This is a genomic window from Mesorhizobium sp. BH1-1-5 (genome assembly GCF_020165615.1).
Classification (GTDB): Bacteria; Pseudomonadota; Alphaproteobacteria; order Rhizobiales; family Rhizobiaceae; genus Mesorhizobium.
The window spans coordinates 138,169-160,599 of the sequence record NZ_JAIUIM010000007.1 but is presented as its reverse complement, the minus strand read 5'-3'; the positions used below and the strand labels follow the sequence as shown (position 1 = coordinate 160,599).

The 22,431-nt window shown below is 63.4% G+C and carries 24 protein-coding genes; 21 read left to right on the top strand and 3 right to left on the bottom strand.

Annotation, left to right across the window (positions count from 1 at the left end; all coding sequences use genetic code 11):
* The first annotated feature begins 121 nt into the window (after nucleotides 1-121).
* On the top strand, nucleotides 122-2,110 hold the full coding sequence (locus LB572_RS11790; RefSeq protein WP_224667835.1) for a bifunctional 2',3'-cyclic-nucleotide 2'-phosphodiesterase/3'-nucleotidase: 1,989 nt from the start codon (nucleotides 122-124) through the stop codon (nucleotides 2,108-2,110).
* A 40-nt stretch (nucleotides 2,111-2,150) separates the two neighbouring features.
* Here the strand turns inward: LB572_RS11790 and LB572_RS11785 are convergent, their stop codons facing one another.
* Nucleotides 2,151-2,444, bottom strand: a complete 294-nt coding sequence (locus tag LB572_RS11785) for a hypothetical protein (protein ID WP_140803031.1) — start codon at nucleotides 2,442-2,444, stop codon at nucleotides 2,151-2,153.
* Between the two features lie 255 nt (nucleotides 2,445-2,699).
* Between LB572_RS11785 and LB572_RS34395 the strand changes: the two genes are divergently transcribed.
* The 17 genes from LB572_RS34395 to LB572_RS11705 all read left to right on the top strand — a co-directional run bounded on the left by LB572_RS34395 (nucleotide 2,700) and on the right by LB572_RS11705 (nucleotide 16,588).
* Nucleotides 2,700-2,828, top strand: coding sequence for a hypothetical protein (locus tag LB572_RS34395; RefSeq protein WP_263497950.1), 129 nt, complete (start codon nucleotides 2,700-2,702; stop codon nucleotides 2,826-2,828).
* A 102-nt stretch (nucleotides 2,829-2,930) separates the two neighbouring features.
* Nucleotides 2,931-3,221, top strand: coding sequence for a Dabb family protein (locus LB572_RS11780; protein ID WP_140803032.1), 291 nt, complete (start codon nucleotides 2,931-2,933; stop codon nucleotides 3,219-3,221).
* A 66-nt stretch (nucleotides 3,222-3,287) separates the two neighbouring features.
* The gene (locus LB572_RS11775; protein ID WP_224667834.1) at nucleotides 3,288-4,172 is read left to right on the top strand and encodes a VOC family protein; all 885 of its coding nucleotides are present in this window, start codon (nucleotides 3,288-3,290) and stop codon (nucleotides 4,170-4,172) included.
* The gene (gene kdsA / locus LB572_RS11770) at nucleotides 4,169-5,014 is read left to right on the top strand and encodes a 3-deoxy-8-phosphooctulonate synthase (RefSeq protein WP_224667833.1); all 846 of its coding nucleotides are present in this window, start codon (nucleotides 4,169-4,171) and stop codon (nucleotides 5,012-5,014) included. The genes LB572_RS11775 and kdsA overlap by 4 nt, the downstream gene beginning before the upstream one ends.
* A 97-nt stretch (nucleotides 5,015-5,111) precedes the next feature.
* Nucleotides 5,112-5,318: a dodecin family protein gene (locus tag LB572_RS11765; RefSeq protein WP_112099570.1), complete on the top strand. Its 207-nt coding sequence runs from the start codon at nucleotides 5,112-5,114 to the stop codon at nucleotides 5,316-5,318.
* A gap of 194 nt (nucleotides 5,319-5,512) precedes the next feature.
* A complete protein-coding gene (locus tag LB572_RS11760) occupies nucleotides 5,513-5,878 on the top strand; it encodes a PRC-barrel domain-containing protein (protein ID WP_140803035.1) in 366 nt (121 codons plus the stop codon).
* Nucleotides 5,879-6,261: 383 nt separating this feature from the next.
* Entirely contained in the window at nucleotides 6,262-7,536 is a 1,275-nt protein-coding gene (gene eno, locus LB572_RS11755; RefSeq protein WP_140803036.1) for a phosphopyruvate hydratase, read from the top strand.
* A 156-nt stretch (nucleotides 7,537-7,692) separates the two neighbouring features.
* Nucleotides 7,693-8,016, top strand: a complete 324-nt coding sequence (locus LB572_RS11750) for an FtsB family cell division protein (RefSeq protein WP_140803037.1) — start codon at nucleotides 7,693-7,695, stop codon at nucleotides 8,014-8,016.
* A 175-nt stretch (nucleotides 8,017-8,191) separates the two neighbouring features.
* Nucleotides 8,192-9,229: a pyruvate dehydrogenase (acetyl-transferring) E1 component subunit alpha gene (gene pdhA, locus LB572_RS11745; RefSeq protein WP_140803038.1), complete on the top strand. Its 1,038-nt coding sequence runs from the start codon at nucleotides 8,192-8,194 to the stop codon at nucleotides 9,227-9,229.
* A 15-nt stretch (nucleotides 9,230-9,244) separates the two neighbouring features.
* Complete coding sequence (locus LB572_RS11740) at nucleotides 9,245-10,636, top strand: pyruvate dehydrogenase complex E1 component subunit beta (protein WP_224667832.1); 1,392 nt, start codon at nucleotides 9,245-9,247, stop codon at nucleotides 10,634-10,636.
* A gap of 18 nt (nucleotides 10,637-10,654) precedes the next feature.
* Nucleotides 10,655-12,031: a pyruvate dehydrogenase complex dihydrolipoamide acetyltransferase gene (locus LB572_RS11735; protein ID WP_224667831.1), complete on the top strand. Its 1,377-nt coding sequence runs from the start codon at nucleotides 10,655-10,657 to the stop codon at nucleotides 12,029-12,031.
* A 13-nt stretch (nucleotides 12,032-12,044) separates the two neighbouring features.
* Nucleotides 12,045-12,470 carry a hypothetical protein gene (locus LB572_RS11730; protein WP_224667830.1) on the top strand — a complete coding sequence of 142 codons (426 nt, stop codon included), beginning with the start codon at nucleotides 12,045-12,047 and terminating at the stop codon, nucleotides 12,468-12,470.
* Nucleotides 12,467-13,105: an SGNH/GDSL hydrolase family protein gene (locus LB572_RS11725; RefSeq protein WP_140811190.1), complete on the top strand. Its 639-nt coding sequence runs from the start codon at nucleotides 12,467-12,469 to the stop codon at nucleotides 13,103-13,105. The genes LB572_RS11730 and LB572_RS11725 overlap by 4 nt, the downstream gene beginning before the upstream one ends.
* Before the next feature lie 28 nt (nucleotides 13,106-13,133).
* Complete coding sequence (lpdA, locus tag LB572_RS11720) at nucleotides 13,134-14,582, top strand: dihydrolipoyl dehydrogenase (protein WP_224667829.1); 1,449 nt, start codon at nucleotides 13,134-13,136, stop codon at nucleotides 14,580-14,582.
* A 174-nt stretch (nucleotides 14,583-14,756) separates the two neighbouring features.
* Nucleotides 14,757-15,014, top strand: a complete 258-nt coding sequence (locus LB572_RS11715; protein WP_140809844.1) for a GlsB/YeaQ/YmgE family stress response membrane protein — start codon at nucleotides 14,757-14,759, stop codon at nucleotides 15,012-15,014.
* A gap of 146 nt (nucleotides 15,015-15,160) precedes the next feature.
* Nucleotides 15,161-16,126: a lipoyl synthase gene (lipA, locus tag LB572_RS11710; protein ID WP_224667828.1), complete on the top strand. Its 966-nt coding sequence runs from the start codon at nucleotides 15,161-15,163 to the stop codon at nucleotides 16,124-16,126.
* Nucleotides 16,127-16,132: 6 nt separating this feature from the next.
* Complete coding sequence (locus tag LB572_RS11705) at nucleotides 16,133-16,588, top strand: type II toxin-antitoxin system RatA family toxin (RefSeq protein WP_224667827.1); 456 nt, start codon at nucleotides 16,133-16,135, stop codon at nucleotides 16,586-16,588.
* A gap of 96 nt (nucleotides 16,589-16,684) precedes the next feature.
* Here the strand turns inward: LB572_RS11705 and LB572_RS11700 are convergent, their stop codons facing one another.
* Both LB572_RS11700 and LB572_RS11695 read right to left on the bottom strand, forming a co-directional pair.
* Entirely contained in the window at nucleotides 16,685-17,173 is a 489-nt protein-coding gene (locus LB572_RS11700) for a CinA family protein (protein ID WP_140809850.1), read from the bottom strand.
* Entirely contained in the window at nucleotides 17,170-18,396 is a 1,227-nt protein-coding gene (locus tag LB572_RS11695) for a bifunctional 2-C-methyl-D-erythritol 4-phosphate cytidylyltransferase/2-C-methyl-D-erythritol 2,4-cyclodiphosphate synthase (RefSeq protein WP_224667826.1), read from the bottom strand. The genes LB572_RS11700 and LB572_RS11695 overlap by 4 nt, the downstream gene beginning before the upstream one ends.
* A 253-nt stretch (nucleotides 18,397-18,649) precedes the next feature.
* Between LB572_RS11695 and dusB the strand changes: the two genes are divergently transcribed.
* Genes dusB through ntrC form a run of 3 tightly spaced genes read left to right on the top strand, consistent with a single transcriptional unit; the run spans nucleotide 18,650 to nucleotide 22,274 of the window.
* A complete protein-coding gene (dusB, locus tag LB572_RS11690; RefSeq protein WP_224667825.1) occupies nucleotides 18,650-19,678 on the top strand; it encodes a tRNA dihydrouridine synthase DusB in 1,029 nt (342 codons plus the stop codon).
* Nucleotides 19,675-20,817, top strand: coding sequence for a two-component system sensor histidine kinase NtrB (locus tag LB572_RS11685; RefSeq protein WP_140809856.1), 1,143 nt, complete (start codon nucleotides 19,675-19,677; stop codon nucleotides 20,815-20,817). The genes dusB and LB572_RS11685 overlap by 4 nt, the downstream gene beginning before the upstream one ends.
* Nucleotides 20,814-22,274: a nitrogen regulation protein NR(I) gene (gene ntrC, locus LB572_RS11680; protein WP_140809858.1), complete on the top strand. Its 1,461-nt coding sequence runs from the start codon at nucleotides 20,814-20,816 to the stop codon at nucleotides 22,272-22,274. The genes LB572_RS11685 and ntrC overlap by 4 nt, the downstream gene beginning before the upstream one ends.
* Nucleotides 22,275-22,431 lie beyond the last annotated feature (157 nt).

The following is a 22,431-nucleotide window of genomic DNA, read 5'->3' as shown; positions in this document are numbered from 1 at the left end:
TTCATCGACGCGTCACCTTCTCGTGATCGAAAGGCTTTTCGCGCACGTGGACTCACGGCGCCTTCAGCGCCATGCTTCGTGCTGGGGCAGGGGTTGTCGCGTTGTCGAAGAGGAGAAGAGAATGTCACGACTGCCCGTCTCCCGTCGCCGATTCTCCCGCCGGGAATTCCTGGCCGGCGCCGCTGCCGGCGGCGCGCTGATCATGCTGCACCCGTTCTCCGCCCGAGCCGCGGCCGGTCAGGCGCATCTCAGGATCATGGAGACTACCGACATCCATGTGAACCTGCTGCCTTACGATTACTACGCCGACAAAGCGAACGACACGATGGGCCTGTCGCGCACAGCCTCACTGATCGACGCCGTGCGCAAGGAAGCCACGAATTCGATGCTGATCGACAATGGCGACTTGCTGCAGGGCAGTCCGATGGGTGACTACATCGCCTACGAGAAAGGCATGAAGGATGGCGACCTGCACCCCGTCATGAAGGGCATGAACGTCCTCGGCTACGAATGCTCGACACTCGGCAACCATGAATTCAATTACGGCCTCTCCTTTCTCGACAAGGTGTTGGCCGGCGCCAACTTCCCCTTCGTCTGCGCGAACCTGATCCGCGGCACCACGCTTGCCACGAACCCGCGCGACGACAAGCTGTACCTCAAGCCCTATGTCATCCTCGATCGGAAGATCAAGGATGGCTCGGGCGCCGAGCAACCGATCAGGATCGGCGTCATCGGCTTCGTGCCGCCGCAGATCATGGTCTGGGACCTGAAGAACCTCGAAGGCAACGTCCAGACGCGCGATATCGTCGAGGCGGCCAAGGCCTGGGTGCCGCAGATCAGGGAAGAAGGCGCCGACATCGTCATCGCGCTTTCGCATTCAGGCATCGATATCAAGCAGGGCGACAAGATGGAGAACGCCTCCTTCTTCGTCGCCGGCGTCGAAGGCATCGACGCGGTCTTCACCGGCCACCAGCATCTGGTCTTCCCCGGCAAGAAGGATTTCCAGGCGCTTCAAGGCGTCGACACCGAGAAGGGCACGCTGCAGGGCAAGCCGGCCGTCATGGGCGGCTTCTGGGGCTCGCATATGGGCCTCATCGACCTGCTTCTGGAGCGCGACGGCTCGAAATGGCGGGTTGTGTCGGCCACCTCCGAAGCGCGGCCGATCTATGAGCGCGTCGACAACAAGAACAAGGCGACCGTCGGCGACGACAAGCGCATCATCGCCGCGCTGGAACAGGACCATGAAGCGACCCTAGCCTATGTCCGCCGCCCCGTCGGCAAGACATCGGCGCCGCTCTATTCCTATTTCGCACTGGTGGCCGACGATCCGTCCGTGCAGATCGTCAACCAGGCGCAGACCTGGTATCTCAAGGACATATTGAAGAGCACCGAGTGGAAGGACGTGCCGCTCCTGTCGGCGGCGGCACCCTTCAAGGCCGGCGGCCGAAACGGCGCCGACTACTATACCGACGTTCCCGTGGGCGATATCGCCATCAAGAACGTCGCCGATCTCTATCTCTACCCGAACACGGTGCGGGCCGTCGAAATCACCGGCGCCGAGGTGAAGGAATGGCTGGAGATGTCTGCCGGCATCTTCAACCATATCGAGCCGGGCAAAGCGGATCAGCCACTCATCAACACCGATTTCCCGTCCTACAATTTCGATGTCATCGACGGCGTCACCTACAGGATCGACCTGTCGCAGGCGCCGAAATACGATGCCAAGGGCGGCGCCGCGAATACCGGCTCCAACCGTATCGTCGACCTCAAATTCGACGGGAAACCGATTGATCCGGCAGCGAAATTCGTTGTTGCCACCAACAATTACCGCGCCGGCGGCGGCGGCAATTTCCCCGACATCAATGCTTCGAAGATCATCTACGAGGCGCCGGACACCAACCGCGACGTGATCGTGCGCTATGTCGTCAGCGAGGGCACCATCAACCCGTCGGCGGACGACAACTGGTCGTTCGCGTCGCTGCCCGGCGCCAGCGTCGTCTTCGAGACCGGACCCAGGGCCAAGGATTTCATCGCCGAGGTCAAGTCGTTGAAGATCGAGCCGGCGGGCGATGGCGAGTCAGGCTTCGCCAGATACCGCATCACGCTTTGACCAGCCCCTTGATCGCCGCTGTCAGGCTACTCCGATTTGGCTATGGCGCGCTGGTCGTCGCGGGCGTGGTGAGCGGTCCCGGAAACACCGGCTGGATCGATGTGCCGAGCGGATCGCTGGGTACCGTCAACGGCGCCATGCCCTTCGGGTGGTGGACCGCCGTGATCGACGAGGTCGGCACATTGTTGATCAGGTCGCCCACACCCGGCGTCAGTGTCGCGGTGGTGTTTGCGCCCAACGGGTCGTTGGTGACCGTTGGCCGGGATATTCTTGGAGCGGCGCTGGCCGGGATTGCGGCAAGCGCCAGCGCTGTTGCAATGATGGCGCGCTTCATGGAGGCCTCCTGTTGCCTGGCCGGCCGGCGCTTCGGAACGTCGCGCTCGTATCGGCTGGCAGCAAAAATGCCCGATGCCCGATCGCGGTTTCATCACGTCGCCTCACAAGCGTGTGGCTTCGCACCCCATAGGCTGGGCGTCTTCCAGCAAAGCGGTCGCTGACGGAACGCGGCCTCAGGCAAAAATCGGTGAACTGGACCAATCGCTCTCGCCGCCACTCTGGTTCCGGCCGTTCACATGCGATAGTTTTAGCCATGCGTTATGTGATCGTCATCGCCGCCATCACCTTCTTCCTGTTCTGGGACGGCCTCTACAATCGCGGCCATTACCTCGACGTGACCGTGCGGGAAATGTCGCGCATCGTGCGCTACGTCACCGGGTAAGGTCCCGCCGGTTTCGCATCGCGGGCGCGACATCGTTGCCGGTTGACGCCTGGGCATTGCTCCCACAGAAACACCGCTGAATCGAAGACAAGGGAGGCTGGCTTGATCCGGCACATCGTTTTCTTCAGCGTGCGGCGCAGGGAAGATGTCGAGGCGGTGCGCTCGGGCTTGCTGGCGCTTGGCAAGATTCCACACTCGAAGCATTTCGAGGTGACGCTCAACACCAAGGTCGATCTGTTCTCCAACGCGATCGATGTCGTCGTCTATGCCGAGTTCGAGGACGAGGCGGCGCTTGCCGCCTACAAGGCAGATCCCATCTATGCCGACACGACCAGCAGGGTGAAGCCGCTGCGCGAACTGCGCTATTCGGCCGATGTCGTGGCGGCGGCCTGAACCGGCAAGGCTTCGTCGGCTCCGCGCTCTTGAACAGCCGGCCGGAATGGGGCACACCGCCCCGGCATGACCATAAGCTCCGCCCATCCGCTTGACCATCTCGTGCTGCCGACCGGAAGCCTCGATTCCGTACGGTCGCGTCTGGCCTCGCTCGGCTTTGTCGTCGCGCCCACGGGCATCCACCCCTTCGGCACGGAGAATGCCTGCGTCTTTTTCGCCGACGGCACCTATCTCGAGCCACTGGCGGTAGGAAATGAACAGGCGGCAGGACAGGCGATCGCGGCCGGCAATGTCTTCGTAGCGCGTGACCGCCTTTATCGCGAGCGGCTGGGCGATGAAGGTTTTTCCGCCGTCGTGCTTGGAACCGGCAGCGCCGATGCCGACCATAGGCGCTTTGTCGAAGCCGGCCTGTCGGCTGGCGAGATGCTGGGTTTTTCACGCGCCTTCACCGATACGAACGGCAAGAGCGATACGGCATCGTTCAGGCTGGCCTTCGCGGCCGGCAAGGAGGCGTCGGACGCCTTCCTCTTTGCCTGCGAGCGCGTCAACGCGCCGAAGATCGATCGCACGGCGCTTCAGGCGCACGCCAATGGCGTGACCGGCATCGTCGAAGTGGTCGCGGTCAGCGACGCGCGCGCCGCGCAGATCGGGCTGGTCTCGATCGCCGCCGACGCAATTGCCGACGAGCTTGGGGCGGGCGACACGGTGCGGCTGCCGAATGCAATCCTGAGCGTCGTCACGCCTGAAACTTACGTGCGGCGCTTCGGCCTGACGGCCAAGTCCTCGTCGCATTTGCGGTTCGAGGCGGTTGTTTTCTCGGTCCGCGACAAAGCTTCGGCCATACGCGCGCTTGCGGCAGGCGCTGTCGATCACAACATGAGCGGCGATGATATCGTCGTTGCGCCGGCGCCCGGGCAGGGTGCCGCCTTCATCTTCCGGGAGATCCCATGAGCAAGCCCCTGGCGCCCAATGCATCGGTAACCGTCGGCAAGGTCGTCTTCGCCAACAATGCGCCGCTGTCGCTGATCGCCGGCCCGTGCCAGCTTGAATCGCGCCAGCATGCTTTCGACATGGCCGGCGCGCTGAAGGAGTTGACGCAACGCCTGGGCATCGGCCTCGTCTACAAGACCAGCTACGACAAGGCCAACCGCACCTCGCTGTCGGCGACGCGCGGCGCGGGGCTCGATGCGGCGATGCCGATCTTCGACGATCTGCGCAGGGAGTTTGGGCTCCCGATGCTGACCGACGTCCACACCGAGGAGCAGTGCGCGATCGTCGCACCCCATGTCGATGTCCTGCAGATCCCGGCCTTCCTGTCGCGCCAGACCGACATGCTGGTCGCCGCAGCCAAGACCGGCAAGGTCATCAATGTGAAGAAGGGGCAGTTCCTCGCGCCCTGGGACATGAAGAACGTGGTCGCCAAGATCACCGGTTCCGGCAATCCGAATGTGCTGACCACCGAGCGCGGCGCCTCGTTCGGCTACAACACGCTGGTCTCGGACATGCGCGCGCTGCCGATCATGGCCGAGATCGGCGCCCCGGTGATCTTCGACGCCACCCATTCGGTGCAGCAGCCGGGCGGGCAGGGCGGCTCCTCGGGCGGCGAGCGGCGCTTCGTCGCGACACTCGCAAGCGCGGCCGTTGCCGTCGGCGTCGCCGGCGTCTTCATCGAAACCCATCAGGACCCCGACAATTCGACGTCTTCGGACGGCCCCAACATGGTGCCTCTCAAGGACATGCCGGCGCTGTTGGAAAAGCTGATGGCCTTCGACCGCATCGCCAAAGGCCTCTGATTCCAGCCGGCTCTAGCGAATCCCGCGCCGGCTTGTGGTTGCACCGAGCCGGCACTACGCTCGTTTTCGTAACTGAGCGTCTTGGCAGGAGGAAGCCATGTCCGTTGCCCGCGTCACCGAAATCACGTCGTCGTCCAAGAAGAGCTTTCAGGATGCCATCGAGAAGGGCATCGCACGCGCCGCAAAGACCCTGAAGAACGTCGAGGGCGCCTGGATCCAGGACCAGAAGATCGTCGTCGAGGACGGCAAGATCGCTGCCTACCGCGTCAACATGAAGGTCACCTTCATCCTCACCGACAACTAAAGCATTACAGGAAAAGTGTCAGCGGTCAGGCTCGGCGCCTTCGCCGTAGCCTTCCGTCCGGAATTGCGTCAAAACAAAGAAATAAAACGGGTCGCCGTTTCCGCGAAACGGCGACCCGTTCTAGGCAGCAAGCCGGAACCTTCGTCCGCGCCCCTCATTGTCACCATATCGGAACGACAAAGAGGAGCACCACCATGACCACCCCGTCCGGGCACACCGCAGCCATTGCCGCCTCGCGCGTCATCGGCACGTCTGTCTACAACACCGAAGGCAAGAGCATCGGCAGCATCGAGGACGTGATGCTCGACAAGATGTCGAACGGCATCATGTTCGCCGTGATCGGCTTCGGCGGCTTCCTCGGCATGGGCGAGAAGTACCACGCGGTCCCGTGGGCGACCCTCGACTATGACAAGGATCAAGGCGGTTACATCGTGCCATTCACCAAGGAGCAGCTGCAGGCCGCGCCCGCATACTCGATCGAGGAACTGACCGGCGCCGACGGCGAAGCCGCTCGCGATGCCTCATTCCAGTATTACCATGTGGAGCCCTATTGGCATTGACCGCTGAATAGGCGCACTAACACCAAAGGCCTCCGGGTAAAACCCGGAGGCCTTTGGTGTTTTGAACGCCGCTTGGAGGGTCGATAATTCTACCGAGCTTTGCTGGGGTTTCTGGTCGTCGCACGACGTCAGGAACGCCGCGGCGATCAGGAACAAACTCACGATACCGCTCAACTGGGACATGGCGAAACTCCTCCTGTTTCGCCCCGCGCGAACGCGACCATAGATGAGAAGGCCTTGCGGCGCGCATGACTTATGATGACAGAAATTTGCGCTTCGTGACTCTCGCCCGCGGCAATAATTGCGGCCCCGCCGATTGCCTTTTGCTCCGCTTTGGCTAAGAGGGGCGCGACGCTTCAATCGATCAATCGGGGACATCGCAAATGACCGCCATCATCGACATTGTCGGGCGTGAAATCCTGGACAGCCGTGGCAATCCGACCGTCGAGGTCGACGTGGTTCTGGAAGACGGCTCGATGGGCCGCGCCGCTGTGCCCTCGGGCGCATCGACCGGCGCGCATGAGGCAGTCGAGCTGCGTGACGGCGGGCCGCGCTATCTTGGCAAGGGCGTCCAGCGCGCCGTGGAAGCGGTAAATGGCGAGCTGTTCGAGGCGATCGGCGGCATGGAAGCCGAGAACCAGATCCATATCGACCAGACGATGATCGAACTCGACGGAACGCCGAACAAGAGCCGACTGGGCGCCAACGCCATCCTCGGCGTTTCGCTGGCGGTCGCCAAGGCTGCGGCGGAAGCGGCGGGCCTACCGCTCTACCGCTATGTCGGCGGCACCAGGGCGCACATCCTGCCGGTGCCGATGATGAACATCATCAATGGCGGCGCGCATGCCGACAATCCGATCGATTTCCAGGAATTCATGATCCTGCCGGTCGGCGCGCCGACGCTGCGCGAAGGCGTGCGCTGGGGTTCGGAAATCTTCCACACGCTGCGCAAGAAGCTCAAGGACGCCGGCCACAACACCAATGTCGGCGACGAGGGCGGCTTTGCTCCCAACCTGAAGAGCGCGCCCGCAGCGCTGGATTTCATCATGGAATCGATCGAGAAGGCCGGCTTCAAGCCGGGCGAGGATGTCGCGCTTGGGCTCGACTGCGCGGCGACCGAGTTCTTCAAGGACGGCAACTATGTCTATGAAGGCGAGAAGAAGACCCGCGATCCGAAGGCGCAGGCCAAGTATCTCGCCAAGCTGGCTGCCGACTATCCGATCATCACCATCGAGGACGGCCTTGCCGAGGACGACTGGGAAGGCTGGAAGATCCTGACCGACCTGATCGGCAAGAAGATCCAGCTCGTCGGCGACGACCTCTTCGTCACCAACACGGCGCGGCTGCGCGACGGCATCCGCATGGGCGTCGCCAATTCGATCCTGGTCAAGGTCAACCAGATCGGCTCGCTGACCGAGACGCTCGACGCAGTCGAGACCGCGCATAAGGCCGGTTACACCGCCGTCATGTCGCATCGCTCGGGCGAGACCGAGGATTCGACCATTGCCGACCTCGCGGTCGCCACCAATTGCGGGCAGATCAAGACCGGCTCGCTGTCGCGTTCGGACCGCATGGCCAAGTACAACCAGCTTATCCGCATCGAGGAAGAGCTTGGCAAGCAGGCGCGTTACGCCGGCAAGTCGGTGGTCAAGAGCTGATCCGGCCTGTTCGGACGGTTTGAAAAGGGCGGGGCATTCCCGCCCTTTTTCGTTTCAGGCGGTCCTGCGACAGGTCGCCCGTAACCGTCCATTAAGCACAATCGGGCGAAATAGGACTCATGGCCGCTTGCGTTCGCGGCCGCGAGGGTTCGGGTTATGTGGACACGTCAGCACAAGCAGAGAAACACCGGCAGGCTGATCATCCCCTCGCTCTGCGTGCTCTTCCTGGCCTATTTCGGCTTCCATGCCTATCACGGCGAATTCGGCATCTATTCCAAATATCGGCTCGAGGCCCGGACGGTCGAATTGCAGGCGCAGCTCGATGCCGTCAAGGCGCGGCGGATCGACTTCGAGCGCCGGGTCCAGTTGATGCATGAAGGCACGCTGGAGAAGGATATGCTTGACGAGCAGGCCCGAAAGGCGCTCAATCTCTCCCACCCCGACGAAATCACCATCATGTTGCCCACCCCGACGAAATAACTGAATTCCGGTTAATCGTCTTTATTTTCAATGATTTTAATCGCTTAGATGCATGCCAGCCATGCATTTTTCAGCATGGCGCAATGCATCCTTGCGTGTTAGCTTCCCGCAAATCGGTGGGGAGGCGATCGATCTCCCCAAATGTCCGCAAAGAGACGCCAACAGGGAGTGACGCATGGCCACCGCCGCCAAAAAAGCGCCCGCCAAATCCAGATCCGACAAACAGCATAATCTGTCAGCGCCCAAGCCGGCCGATTTCACCAAGGAAGACGAGCTTTCCGCCTATAGGCATATGCTCTTGATCCGCCGCTTCGAGGAAAAGGCCGGCCAGCTCTACGGCATGGGCTTCATCGGCGGCTTCTGCCACCTCTATATCGGCCAGGAAGCTGTCGTCACCGGCATGAAGATGGCGCTGATCGAAGGCGACCAGATGATCACCGCCTATCGCGACCACGGCCATATGCTGGCGATGGACCTGTCGCCGCGCGGCGTCATGGCCGAGCTCACCGGGCGCCGCGGCGGCCTGTCGAAGGGCAAGGGCGGCTCCATGCACATGTTCTCCAAGGAGAAGCATTTCTATGGTGGCCACGGCATCGTCGGCGCGCAGGTGTCGCTCGGCACCGGTCTCGCCTTTGCCAACCGCTACCGCGACAACAAGAATGTTTCGCTGACCTATTTCGGCGACGGCGCCGCCAACCAGGGCCAGGTCTATGAAAGCTTCAACATGGCCTCGCTGTGGAAGCTGCCGGTGATCTACATCATCGAGAACAACCGCTACGCCATGGGCACGTCTGTGTCGCGCTCGTCGGCCGAGACCGACTTCTCGCATCGCGGCGCTTCCTTCAAGATCCCCGGCATCCAGGTCGACGGCATGGACGTCCGCGCCGTGAAGTCGGCCGCCGATCTCGCCACCGAATGGTGCCGCGCCGGCAACGGCCCGCTTATCCTCGAAATGCAGACCTACCGCTATCGCGGTCATTCGATGTCCGATCCCGCAAAATACCGCTCCAAGGAAGAAGTGCAGAAGATGCGCTCCGAGCACGATCCGATCGAGCAGGTCAAGGCGCGGTTGATGGACAAGAAATGGGCAAGCGAGGACGAGCTCAAGGCCATCGACAAGGACGTCCGCGACATCGTCGCCGACGCCGCCGAATTCGCCCAGCACGACGCCGAGCCGGATCCGTCCGAGCTCTGGACCGACATCGTACTCTGAGGAGAGGGCAAGGACATGCCGATCGAAATTCTCATGCCCGCGCTCTCGCCGACGATGGAAGAGGGCAATCTTTCCAAATGGTTGAAGAACGAAGGCGACAAGGTCGTCGCCGGTGACGTCATCGCCGAGATCGAGACCGACAAGGCGACGATGGAGGTCGAAGCTGTCGACGAAGGCACGCTCGCCAAGATCGTGGTTCCCGCCGGCACCGAAGGCGTCAAGGTCAATGCTGTGATCGCCGTGCTTGCCGTCGATGGTGAAGACGTCGACAAGGCCGGCGAAGGCATCGGCGAAGAAGAGCCTAAGACTGAGAGCGCAGCGCCAGCCCCGGCGCCCGCCGCGGCCAAGAGCGAGGCTGCCGCTCCTGTCGCTGCCGCGCCGAAGACGGAGGTCGCCGCGGATCCGGACATTCCCGCCGGCACCGAGATGGTTTCCACCACGGTGCGCGAAGCGCTCCGTGACGCCATGGCCGAGGAAATGCGCCGCGACGGCGACGTCTTCGTCATGGGCGAGGAGGTCGCCGAGTACCAGGGCGCCTACAAGATCACTCAAGGGTTGCTGCAGGAATTCGGGCCGCGGCGCGTGGTCGACACGCCCATCACCGAGCACGGCTTTGCCGGCGTCGGCGTCGGCGCCGCGATGGCCGGGCTGAAGCCGATCGTCGAGTTCATGACTTTCAACTTCGCCATGCAGGCAATCGACCAGATCATCAACTCGGCCGCCAAGACGCTCTATATGTCCGGCGGCCAGATGGGCGCTCCGATCGTGTTCCGCGGCCCGAACGGCGCCGCCGCCCGTGTCGCTGCCCAGCACTCGCAGTGCTATGCCGCCTGGTACAGCCATGTCCCCGGCCTGAAGGTTGTGATGCCTTATACGGCTGCCGACGCCAAGGGCCTGCTCAAGGCGGCGATCAGAGACCCGAACCCGGTCATCTTCCTCGAGAACGAGATCCTCTACGGCCATTCCTTCGACGTGCCGAAGCTCGACGATTTCGTGCTGCCGATCGGCAAGGCGCGTATCCACAAGCAGGGCAGGGACGTCACACTCGTCTCCTTCGGCATCGGCATGACCTATGCGATCAAGGCAGAGGCCGAGCTGCGCGGCATGGGCATCGATGCCGAGATCATCGATCTCAGGACCATCCGGCCGCTCGACTTCGACACCATCATCGCCTCGGTGAAGAAGACCAACCGTCTCGTGGTGGTGGAAGAGGGTTTTCCGCAGAACTCGGTTGGCGACCACATCGCCAACCAGGTCTCGCAGCGCGCCTTCGACTTCCTCGATGCGCCGGTGATCACTATTGCCGGCAAGGACGTGCCGATGCCTTACGCGGCGAACCTCGAGAAACTGGCGCTGCCAAACGTCGGCGAAGTCGTCGAGGCTGTCAAAGCCGTCACTTATCGCTGAGCCGGTCGGGAGGACAACATGCCAATTAACATCACCATGCCGGCGCTCTCTCCGACGATGGAAGAGGGCAATCTGTCAAAATGGCTGGTCAAGGAAGGCGACAAGGTTTCGCCCGGCGACGTGATCGCCGAGATCGAGACAGACAAGGCGACGATGGAAGTCGAAGCTGTCGATGAAGGCACCGTCGCCAAGCTGGTGGTTCCGGCCGGCACCGAAGGCGTCAAGGTCAACGCGCTGATCGCCATCCTGGCCGGCGAGGGCGAGGATACCGGCGCCGCGGCCAAGAGCGGTGGCGGCGCGGCTCCCAAGGCAGAGGCGCCGAAAGCGGATGCCCCGAAGGCCGAAGTGCCCAAGGAAGCCCCCAAGCCGGCTGCAGCCGCCGCGGCGCCCGCGCCGGCGAAGGCCGAGTCCGCTCCCGTCGCCAACGGCCACGCCGCCGGCGATCGCGTCTTTGCATCGCCCTTGGCCCGCCGAATCGCCAAGGATGCCGGCGTCGACGTGACGGCATTGACCGGTTCCGGCCCGCATGGCCGCGTGGTGAAGGTCGACGTCGAGGCGGCGATCGCTTCCGGCGGCGTCAAGGCCGCGCCGACGGCGAAGGCGCCTGCGGGCGCCCCGTCCGCTCCGGCCCCTGCGCCCAAGCCGATGTCGGACGACCAGGTGCTGAAGCTGTTCGCCGAAGGCTCCTACGAGCTCGTGCCGCACGACAACATGCGCAAGACCATCGCGCGTCGTTTGGTCGAGGCGAAGTCCACCATCCCGCATTTCTATCTGACGCTCGATTGCGAGCTCGACGCGCTGTTGGCGCTGCGCACGCAGTTGAATGCCGCAGCCCCGATGAGGAAGACCGATAAGGGCGAGGCGCCAGCCTACAAGCTCTCGGTCAACGACATGGTGATCAAGGCGATGGCCATGGCGCTGATGGCGGTGCCGGACGCCAACGCCTCCTGGACGGACAGCGCCATGGTCAAGCACAAGCACGCCGATGTCGGGGTTGCCGTGTCGATCCCCGGCGGCCTGATCACGCCGATCATCCGGCATGCGGATGAAAAGACGCTGTCGGTCATCTCCAACGAGATGAAGGACCTGGCCAGCCGCGCCAGGAGCCGCAAGCTGAAGCCCGAGGAGTATCAGGGCGGCACGACGGCGGTGTCTAACCTCGGCATGTTCGGCATCAAGGATTTTGCCGCCGTCATCAACCCGCCGCATGCGACGATCCTGGCGGTCGGCGCCGGCGAGGAGCGGGCGGTGGTGAAGAAGGGCGAGATCAAGATAGCGACGGTGATGTCGGTGACGCTCTCGACCGACCATCGCGCGGTCGATGGCGCGCTTGGCGCGGAGCTGCTCGGCGCCTTCAAGCGCATGATCGAGAACCCGATGGGCATGCTGGTGTAAGAAGGAAAAGGCGGTGCGGAAGTTCTTCACCAGCCTTTTCGCCTTCGTCCTTTCCGGCTTCGCCGGCGGCCTGGTGGCTCAGGAACTCGCCGTCGCCACCGGGGCCGAGGAAGAATACATCGTCGTTTTCATGGTCTCGATGTTGGTGACCCTCGTCGCCACCGTCGTCTTCTTCATGGCGCAGTTCATGGCCGATCCGGCCATGGCCGTCGCCAAGGTGGGAAAATGGTCGCTGATCGTGTTCGCCATGTTGCTGATCCTGCTGGTCGGCCTGGTACTCTATACGGATGCCGGCGCAGACGTGGTAAGGCGCGACGTGCCGATGATGGCCGGACTGATACTGCCGGGTATCGTTACGATCATCGTGCAGTGGCTCTTCGTGCGCTGGCGGGTGGGGCCTGTCAGGACAGGTTTTGGTAGAAGCGGGGCGAAGGCGTGAAGACAATTCTGTGCTACGGCGACTCCCTGACCTGGGGCTATGATGCCGCCAGCCTTGGCCGCCATGCGCTGGCAGACCGCTGGCCGAGCGTGCTTCGGGCCGAGCTCGGCGGCGACGTCGAGGTCATCGCCGAAGGCCTCAACGGCCGCACCACGGCGTTCGACGATCATCTGGCCGGCGCCGACCGCAATGGCGCCCGCGTCCTGCCGACGATCCTGACCAGCCACGCGCCGCTCGATCTCGTCATCGTCATGCTCGGCTCAAACGACATGAAGCCATGGATCCACGGCAATCCGGTCGCCGCCAAGCAGGGCGTGCAGCGCCTGATCGATATCGTGCGCGGCCACGACTATCCGTTCGATTGGGACGCGCCGCAGATTCTCATCGTCGCGCCGCCCGCCGTCTCGCGCACCGACAATGCCGAATTCAAGGAAATGTTCGCTGGCGGCGACGACGCCTCCAGGCGGCTGGCGCCGCAATATTCTGCGCTTGCCGACGAGGCCGGCTGCGGCTTCTTCGACGCCGGCACCGTCGCAACCACCACGCCGCTCGACGGCGTCCATCTCGATGCTGAAAACACGCGGCGGATCGGCCACGCTCTGGCGCCGCTCGTGCGTGTCATGCTCTCACTCTAACCCTTAGAAAGATCAGGGAGAAAACCCCGTGGCTGAATCCTACGACGTCATCATCATCGGCTCAGGCCCCGGCGGCTATGTCACGGCGGTGCGCTCCGCCCAGCTTGGCTTCAAGACGGCGATCGTCGAGCGCGAGCATCTGGGCGGCATCTGCCTCAACTGGGGCTGTATCCCCACCAAGGCGCTGCTGCGCTCGGCCGAGATCATGCATTATTCCGACCATCTCAAGGACTACGGCCTGAAGCTCGAGGGCGGTAAGGTCAGCCCCGATACATCAGCCGTGGTCGACCGTTCGCGAAAAGTGTCGCTCAGGCTGAACACCGGCGTCGGCTTCCTGATGAAGAAGAACAAGGTCGACGTCATCTGGGGCGAGGCGAAGCTTTCGAAACCCGGCGAAGTCGTCGTTTCGAAGACCGCGAAGAAGGCGATGGAACCGCAGCCGCCTGTGCCGAAAGGCGTCAAGGGCGAGGGCACCTATACCGCCAAGCACATCATTCTCGCGACCGGCGCCAGGCCGCGCGCGCTGCCCGGCATCGAGCCGGACGGCAAGCTGATCTGGACCTATTTCGAGGCCATGGTGCCGAAGGAGATGCCGAAATCGCTGCTGGTCATGGGCTCGGGCGCCATCGGCATCGAATTCGCCTCCTTCTACCGCACCATGGGCGCCGACGTGACGGTGGTCGAGCTGATGCCGGCGGTGATGCCGGTCGAGGATGCCGAGGTCTCGAAATTCGCACAGAAGCAGTTCGAGAAGCAGGGCATGAAGATCATCCTCGAAGCCAAGGTGACCAAGGTCGAGAAGGGCGCCAATTCGGTCACCGCGCATGTCGAGATGAAGGACGGCAAGATCGAGAAGATCACCGCCGACCGCATGATCTCGGCAGTCGGCGTGCAGGGCAACATCGAAAATCTCGGCCTGGAGGCGCTCGGCGTGAAAACGGACCGGGGCTGCGTGGTGGTCGACAGCTACGGCAAGACCAATGTGCCGGGCGTCTACGCCATCGGCGACGTCGCCGGCCCGCCGATGCTCGCCCACAAGGCGGAGCATGAAGGCGTCGTCTGCATCGAGAAAATAGCTAACTTCCCTGGCGTGCATGCCATCGACAAGCTGAAGATCCCCGGCTGCACCTACTGCAGCCCGCAGGTCGCCTCCGTCGGCCTGACGGAAGCCAAGGCCAAGGCTGAAGGCAAGGACATCCGCGTCGGCCGCTTCCCGTTCAGCGCCAACGGCAAGGCGATCGCGCTCGGCGAGGACCAGGGCTTCGTCAAGACCATCTTCGACAGGAAGACCGGCCAGCTTCTCGGCGCGCATATGGTCGGCGCCGAGGTGACCGAGCTCATCCAAGGGTTTGTCGTGGCGATGAACCTGGAGACCACCGAGGAAGAGCTGATGCACACGATTTTCCCGCATCCGACGCTGTCGGAAATGATGAAGGAGAGCGTGCTCGACGCCTATGGCCGCGCTTTGAACGCATGATAAGTCACCGGCCGGTGATAGGTCACCAATCGGTGATAGATCACCAACCGGTGGTAGCTGGCCAATCCGTGGTAACGTGGTCGGGCGAGACTCACACGCGGCAGCCGGAAAAACCTGACGGCAAGGCAGTTCATATCCGGATGCGTTTTCACCTGATCGAGGAGGAACTGGCATATGCATTTGAATGGCGTCGGCTGGATCGCAGCCATCATCGTCGGCGGCTTGGCGGGCTGGCTCGCCGAGATGGTCATGAAGAGCAACACCGGCATCGTCATGAACATCATCATGGGCATCGTCGGCGCGATAGTGCTGAACGCGCTCCTGCAGGCTCTCAACATCCAGTCGTTCGGCGTCGGCTGGGTGGCCTATCTGATCACCGGCTTCATCGGCGCCTGCCTGCTGATCTTCGTGGGGCGGCTCGTTCGCCGGTAGGGCGCGCGAATGCGTCGCTGAAGAAGAGCCGTTATGCGAAAACGGCCGTGGCGGCATGCGCCGGCGCGGCCTTTTTCTTTGCCTCGAAAAGTCCTAGATGACGAAAGACAGCCGGCCGTCGAAATAACGGCCGCGAAGGGTTTGAGATGGTCACAGTCGTAGACACGATCGCCAACCGGCCGCGCCCGCGGCATCCCGAGAAGGCGCACCGGCCCGACCAGGAGGTGCTGCGCAAGCCCGACTGGATCCGCGTCAAGGCGCCGGTTTCCAAGGGCTATGCCGAAACGCGCGAGATCGTGAAGTCGCACAAGCTGGTGACGGTGTGCGAGGAGGCCGGCTGCCCGAATATCGGCGAGTGCTGGGACAAGAAGCACGCCACCTTCATGATCATGGGCGAGATCTGCACGCGCGCCTGCGCCTTCTGCAATGTCGCCACCGGCATCCCGACCGCGCTCGATCCGGATGAGCCGGCGCGCGTCGCGCACGCCGTCAAGCAGATGGGGCTGAGCCACGTCGTCATCACCTCCGTCGACCGCGACGATCTTGCCGATGGCGGTGCGCAGCATTTCGCCGACGTCATCCGCGCCATCCGCGCGGCGACGCCTTCGACGACGATCGAGATCCTGACGCCCGACTTCCTGCGCAAGGACGGCGCGCTGGAGATCGTCGTTGCCGCCAAGCCCGACGTCTTCAACCACAATCTCGAAACCGTGCCGTCGAACTACCTGACGGTTCGCCCGGGCGCGCGTTATTTCCACTCGATCCGGCTTTTGCAGCGGGTCAAGGAGCTCGATCCGTCGATCTTCACCAAATCCGGCATCATGGTCGGCCTCGGCGAGGAGCGGAACGAAGTGCTGCAGCTGATGGACGATCTGCGGTCGGCTAATGTCGACTTCATGACCATCGGCCAGTATCTGCAGCCGTCGAAGAAACACCATCCGGTGATCCGCTTCATCCCGCCCGACGAATTCAAATCCTACGAAACGGTCGGCAAGACCAAGGGCTTCCTGCTGGTGGCGTCGAGCCCGCTGACGCGCTCCTCGCACCATGCCGGCGAGGATTTCGCCAGGCTGCGCGCCGCGCGCGAGGCGCAGCTCGCGAAGGCCAGCTGACCTTCAATGCCGAAATTCGAGGCGACACGCCGCGTCGCGCATACGCCGGAAGAGATGTTCGCGCTGGTGGCGGACATCGAGACCTACCCGCAATTCCTGCCGCTTTGTGAATCGCTTACCGTGCGATCGCGCAAGGAGCGCGACGGCCGCACCATCCTGGTTGCCGATATGAGCATCGGCTACAAGGCGATCCGCGAGACCTTCACCACGCAGGTGCTGCTCAATCCGGTTGAACATGCCATCGACGTCAAATACATCGACGGCCCGTTCAAATATCTCAGCAATATCTGGCGCTTCGACCCGGCCGAGAAAGGTTGCGAGGTGCATTTCTTCATCGACTACGAATTCAAGAGCCGCATCCTGGGCGCGGTGATGGGCACGATGTTCGACCGTGCCTTCCGCATGTTCTCGGAAGCCTTCGAGAAGCGCGCCGACGTCATCTACGGCGCAAAGCCGGCCTAATGCATGTCGCCCAAAAGTGCGCAGCGGTTTTGGGCGACATGCATCAAAACAAAGACTTAATGCGCGTCGCCTGAATCCGTTTCAGCGCAACGCGCTTTAAAGCTCGCCGAGTGCCCGCAATCCGAGTTGCAGCGCGTGGCGCACCGTCTCGTGCCGGATGAATTCACGGCCCTTTTGGCCGAACAATTGCTGTTCGGCGACAATAGGCTGTCCGGCGAGCGCTATCCCGAACCAGACGAGGCCGACCGGCTTGTCCGCCGAGCCGCCGCCCGGACCGGCAATGCCGGTGACGGCGAGCGAAAGGCTGGCTTGCGAATGCGCCAGCGCGCCTGCCGCCATCTCCAGCACCGTCTCGCGCGAGACCGCGCCATGCGCCTCGAGCGTGGCGGCGGACACGCCGAGCATCTCCATCTTGGCTTCGTTGGAATAGGTGATGAAGCCGCGATCGACCACGGCGGAGGACCCGGCGATGTCTGTAAGCGCCGCGATGATCAGGCCGCCGGTGCAGCTTTCGGCCGTCGCCAGCATGATGCCGCGCTGCTGGCAGGCCTGGAGCAAAGCGATAGCGAGTTCGGCGTTGCTCATGCCGGCACGTCTCCCGGATAGACGACGCTGGCGGTGGCGATTGCGGCGATGCCTTCGCCGCGCCCGACAAAGCCGAGCTTCTCGTTGGTCGTGGCCTTGATGGAAATGCGCTCGCCCGCGATGCCGAGCATGGCCGAAAGCGCTTGCGTCATCGCGGCGCGATGCGGCCCGACGCGCGGTGCCTCGCAGATCAGCGTGATATCGGCATTGGCGATGCGCCCGCCGCGCTCGCGCACCAGCTTTGCCGCATGCTCGACGAAGATCTTCGAGGCCGCGCCCTTCCATTGCGGGTCCGATGGCGGGAAATGCGTGCCGATATCGCCGGCGCCGCAGGTGGCGAGCAGCGCGTCGGTCAGCGCATGCAGCCCGACATCGGCGTCCGAATGGCCGGAGAGTTTTCGCTCGTAGGGAATGGCGATGCCGCAGAGCGTCACATGGTCGCCGGGCTCGAAGGCGTGCACGTCGTAGCCATTGCCGGTGCGAATGTCCGGGAAGCGCTGAGCACTCGAGAGCCGCTGGTCGGCCAATGCGATGTCCCTTGCCCAGGTGAGTTTGACGTTGTCCGGCGATCCGGGAACGATCTTGACCGGTATCTGCGCCCATTCGGCGATCGCCGCGTCGTCGGTGAACTCCGTCTTGCCCAGATGATGCGCCTTCTCATGCGCGGCCAGCAGCGGCCAGAACGGGAAACCCTGTGGCGTCTGCGCGGCATGCAGGCCTGCTCTCGACACCGTCTCGTCGATCATCCCCGTGGCCGACTCCCGCTTCAGCGTGTCGGCGACGGGCAAAGCCGGCAGCGCGCCCTGGCGCTCGCCGATGGCCTCGATGGTGCGGTCGATCAGCCCGGCATCGACGAACGGGCGCACCGCATCATGCACCAGCACTTTTGCCGGCGCCTGCTCCCTCAGCGCCAGCAGGCCGAGCCGGACGGACGCCTGGCGCGACGGGCCGCCGATCACGGCGACAAGGCGATCGCCATGCGCCTCGGCCGCGCGTTGGAAAAGTTCGGCATCGTCGGCGTGGATCGCCACGACCACGGCGCCGATCATCGGATGGGAGAGGAAGGTGTCCAACGTGTGCGCGATGACGGCGCGGCCGCCGATGCGCTGATATTGCTTCGGACCGTCGGCCTGCCCGGCGCGCGCGCCGCGGCCGGCGGCAACGATCACCACCCCGATCCCGCCGCTTGGGGACGCCGCTTGCTTTTCGCTTGCCTCGCTCATTCCGATCGGTCCTAGAGCCGGATGATTTCAGGTCGATTCGACCTGAAATCTGAATCCGTCTCTAAATCAAAGAAGTAGAGCATGATGTCGGCCGAAAACCGCTCACACTTTTCGGCATCATGCTCTAGTCGGGGTGATGGCCGAAGGCCAGCATTTTCCAAAATGCGCCTTAATGTGACGTCATTGCGCGTTGCACAATGCCACACTTCTGGCTAGAGAATGTGCAACGATCGAACATGCTAGGTTTTTGTGCATGGCTGAACTGACCGCATTGGCATCGCCACTCGATGTCGGCGGCGTGAAAATCCGCAATCGGGTTTTCCTGGCGCCGATGTCCGGCATAACCGACGAACCGTTCCGGCAGCGCGCCCACGCGCACGGCACGGGGCTGGTCGTGTCGGAAATGGTGGCAAGCGGCGAGCTGGCCAAGGGCAGGGCGGGCTGCGACTTGCGCATCCGCCATTCTGGCCTGCCGGTGCATATGGTGCAACTGGCCGGCCGCGAGGCCATCCATATGGCCGAAGGCGCGCGCATAGCGGCCGGTGAGGGCGCCGATATCATCGACATCAACATGGGCTGCCCGGCCAAGAAGGTGACCGGCGGCTATGCCGGCTCGGCGCTGATGCGCGATCTCGACCATGCGCTGTCGCTGATCGAGGCGGTGGTAGGCGCCGTGTCGGTGCCGGTGACGGTCAAGATGCGGCTCGGCTGGGACGAAAGCGCCCTCAATGCGCCGATGCTGGCGCGCCGCGCCGAACAGGCCGGCGTCAAGATGGTGACCGTGCATGGCCGCACGCGCTGTCAGTTCTACCAAGGCAAGGCCGACTGGCGCGCCATCGCGCGCGTCAAGCAAGCGGTCTCGATCCCGGTGGTGGCCAATGGCGATGTCGGCTCGCCGGAAGAGGCGGTGACCATCCTCGAACAGTCCGGCGCCGACGCGGTGATGATCGGCCGCGCGCATTATGGCGCGCCATGGGTCGCGGGCGGCATAGCGATGGCCGCGGCCGGTGCAAACACACAAGGCATTCCAACAACGCCGCAAGAGCTAACCGATTACGTCGTCTCGCATTACGAGGACATGCTTGCGCTTTACGGCATCGAAAGCGGGCTGCGCCAAGCACGAAAGCATCTCGGCTGGTATCTCGACCGGCATGCTCCCGACGTTCTAGCCGAGCGGCGCAAAGCCATTCTCATGTCCTTTGAGCCGGGCGAAGTCATTGCGGGGTTGCGCAACGTGCTAGCCGACGGCTCGCCATCGATCAGCCTGCGGAGCGCTGCATGAAGGCCGATGTTCCCCAGCAGGCCGATATGGCGGGTGCCGCCAATATCGTGCTCAACACCATCCGCCGCCCGGTCATCATGGTCGATCCCGACGGCTTCATCACCTTCGCCAATGCGGATGCCGAGGACTTCTTCCGGTCCAGCGCGAATATGCTCGCCCGCAACACGCTCACCAAGCTGGTGCCCTTCGGCAGCCCGTTGCTGACGCTGGTCGACCAGGTGCGCGAGCGGCGCGCGCCGGTCAACGAATATCGCGTCGACGTGTCGTCGCCGCGTCTCGGCATCGAAAAGATGGTCGATCTTTACGTCGCGCCGGTGCCGGAGTTTCCGGGTTCCGTCGTCGTCATGTTCCAGGAACGGTCGATGGCCGACAAGATCGACCGCCAGATGACGCATCGCGGTGCGGCGCGTTCCGTCACCGGCCTTGCCGCGATGCTCGCGCACGAGATCAAGAACCCGCTCTCCGGCATCCGCGGCGCCGCCCAGTTGCTCGAGCTTTCGGCGTCCGACGAGGACCGCGCGCTGACCCGCCTGATCACCGACGAGACCGACCGTATCGTCTCGCTGGTCGACCGCATGGAAGTGTTTTCCGACGAGCGGCCGATCGATCGCTATCCGGTCAACATCCATGTCGTGCTCGATCATGTGAAGGCGATTGCCAAGAACGGCTTTGCAAGGCGGATCAAGATTTTGGAGGAATATGATCCATCATTGCCTCCGGTCTTCGCCAACCGCGATCAGCTGATCCAGGTCTTCCTCAATCTGGTCAAGAACGCCGCCGAGGCGATCGGCGCCGACCCGCAAGGCGAGATCATGCTGTCGACGGCTTTCCGCCCGGGCATCCGCGTTTCCGTGCCTGGAACGCAGGACCGTGTCTCGCTGCCGCTGGAATTCTGCGTGCATGACAACGGCCCCGGAGTTTCCGAGGACATCCTGCCGATCCTGTTCGATCCGTTCATCACCACCAAGCCGAACGGCTCCGGCCTCGGGCTGGCTCTGGTCGCCAAGATCGTCGGCGAGCATGGCGGCATCATCGAATGCGATTCGACGCCGCGCGGCACCACGTTCCGCATCCTGCTTCCGGCCTGGAAGGAGACCGCGCCAGGCACCGGCGACGAAGCTGAAGGAGACCGCACATGACCGCTCGCGGCAATATTCTCGTCGCCGACGACGATGCGGCCATCCGCACCGTGCTCAACCAGGCGCTGTCGCGAGTCGGCCACGAGGTGCGCGTGACCTCGAATGCCTCGACGCTGTGGCGCTGGGTGGCGGCGGGCGAGGGCGATCTCGTCATCACCGATGTGGTGATGCCCGACGAAAACGCCTTCGACATGCTGCCGCGCATCAAGAAGGCCCGGCCCGAGCTGCCGGTCATCGTCATGAGCGCGCAGAACACGTTCATGACCGCCATCCGCGCCTCCGAGACCGGCGCCTACGAATATCTGCCGAAACCGTTCGACCTGACGGAGCTGCTCAACATCGTCAACCGGGCGCTGGCCGAACCGAAGCGGCCGAAGCTCGATGCCCGCGCGGAGGACCAGCCCGAGACGATGCCGCTGGTCGGCCGCTCGGCCGCCATGCAGGACATCTACCGCATGCTGGCGCGCATGATGCAGACCGACCTCACGGTCATGATCAGTGGCGAGTCCGGCACCGGCAAGGAACTGGTGGCGCGCGCGCTGCACGAATATGGCCGCCGCCGTGGCGGTCCGTTCGTGGCCATCAACATGGCGGCGATCCCGCGCGACCTCATCGAATCAGAGCTCTTCGGCCACGAGAAAGGCGCCTTCACCGGGGCGCAGAACCGCTCCAGCGGCCGTTTCGAGCAGGCCGAGGGCGGCACGCTGTTCCTCGACGAGATCGGCGACATGCCGATGGAAGCCCAGACCCGACTGCTGCGTGTGCTGCAGCAGGGTGAATACACCACGGTCGGCGGCCGCACCCCGATCAAGACCGACGTCCGTATCGTCGCGGCCACCAACAAGGACCTGCGCACGCTCATCAACCAGGGCCTGTTTCGCGAAGATCTGTTCTATCGCCTCAACGTCGTGCCGCTCAGGTTGCCGGCGCTGCGAGAGCGTTCCGAGGACATTCCCGACCTGGTGCGGCACTTCTTCAAGCAGGGCGCCAGCGAGGGCCTGCAGACCAAGCGCATTTCGACCGGCGGCATCGAATTGATGAAACGCTATCCCTGGCCGGGCAACGTGCGGGAGCTCGAAAACCTGGTGCGCCGGCTCGCCGCCCTCTACTCGCAGGACGAGATATCGTCGGAGATCATCGAATCCGAGCTGAAGACCGGCGATAGGCCGGTCGTGCCCGACGGTGGCGCGCTCATCCCCGACGACCTGTCGATCGGCCAGGCGGTCGAGCATTTCCTGCAGCGCTATTTTGCCTCCTTTGCCGGCGATTTGCCGCCGGCCGGGCTCTACCAGCGCATTCTTGCCGAGGTCGAGTATCCTCTGGTGCTGGCCTCGATGACGGCGACGCGCGGCAACCAGATCAAGGCGGCGGAGCTTCTGGGGCTCAACCGCAACACGCTGCGCAAGAAGATCCGCGAGCTCGGCGTCAACGTCTACAAATCCGCCAGGCAGCCGTAGAGCATGATGCCGAAAAGTGTGAAGCGGTTTTCGGACGACATCATGCTCTATCTCGTTGATCTAGAGACGGATTCAGATTTCAGGTCGACCCGACCTGAAATCGTCCGGCTCTAGCGTCACTTCGTCCTTTCGGCGAATTTTGCCCGGGAAAGATTAT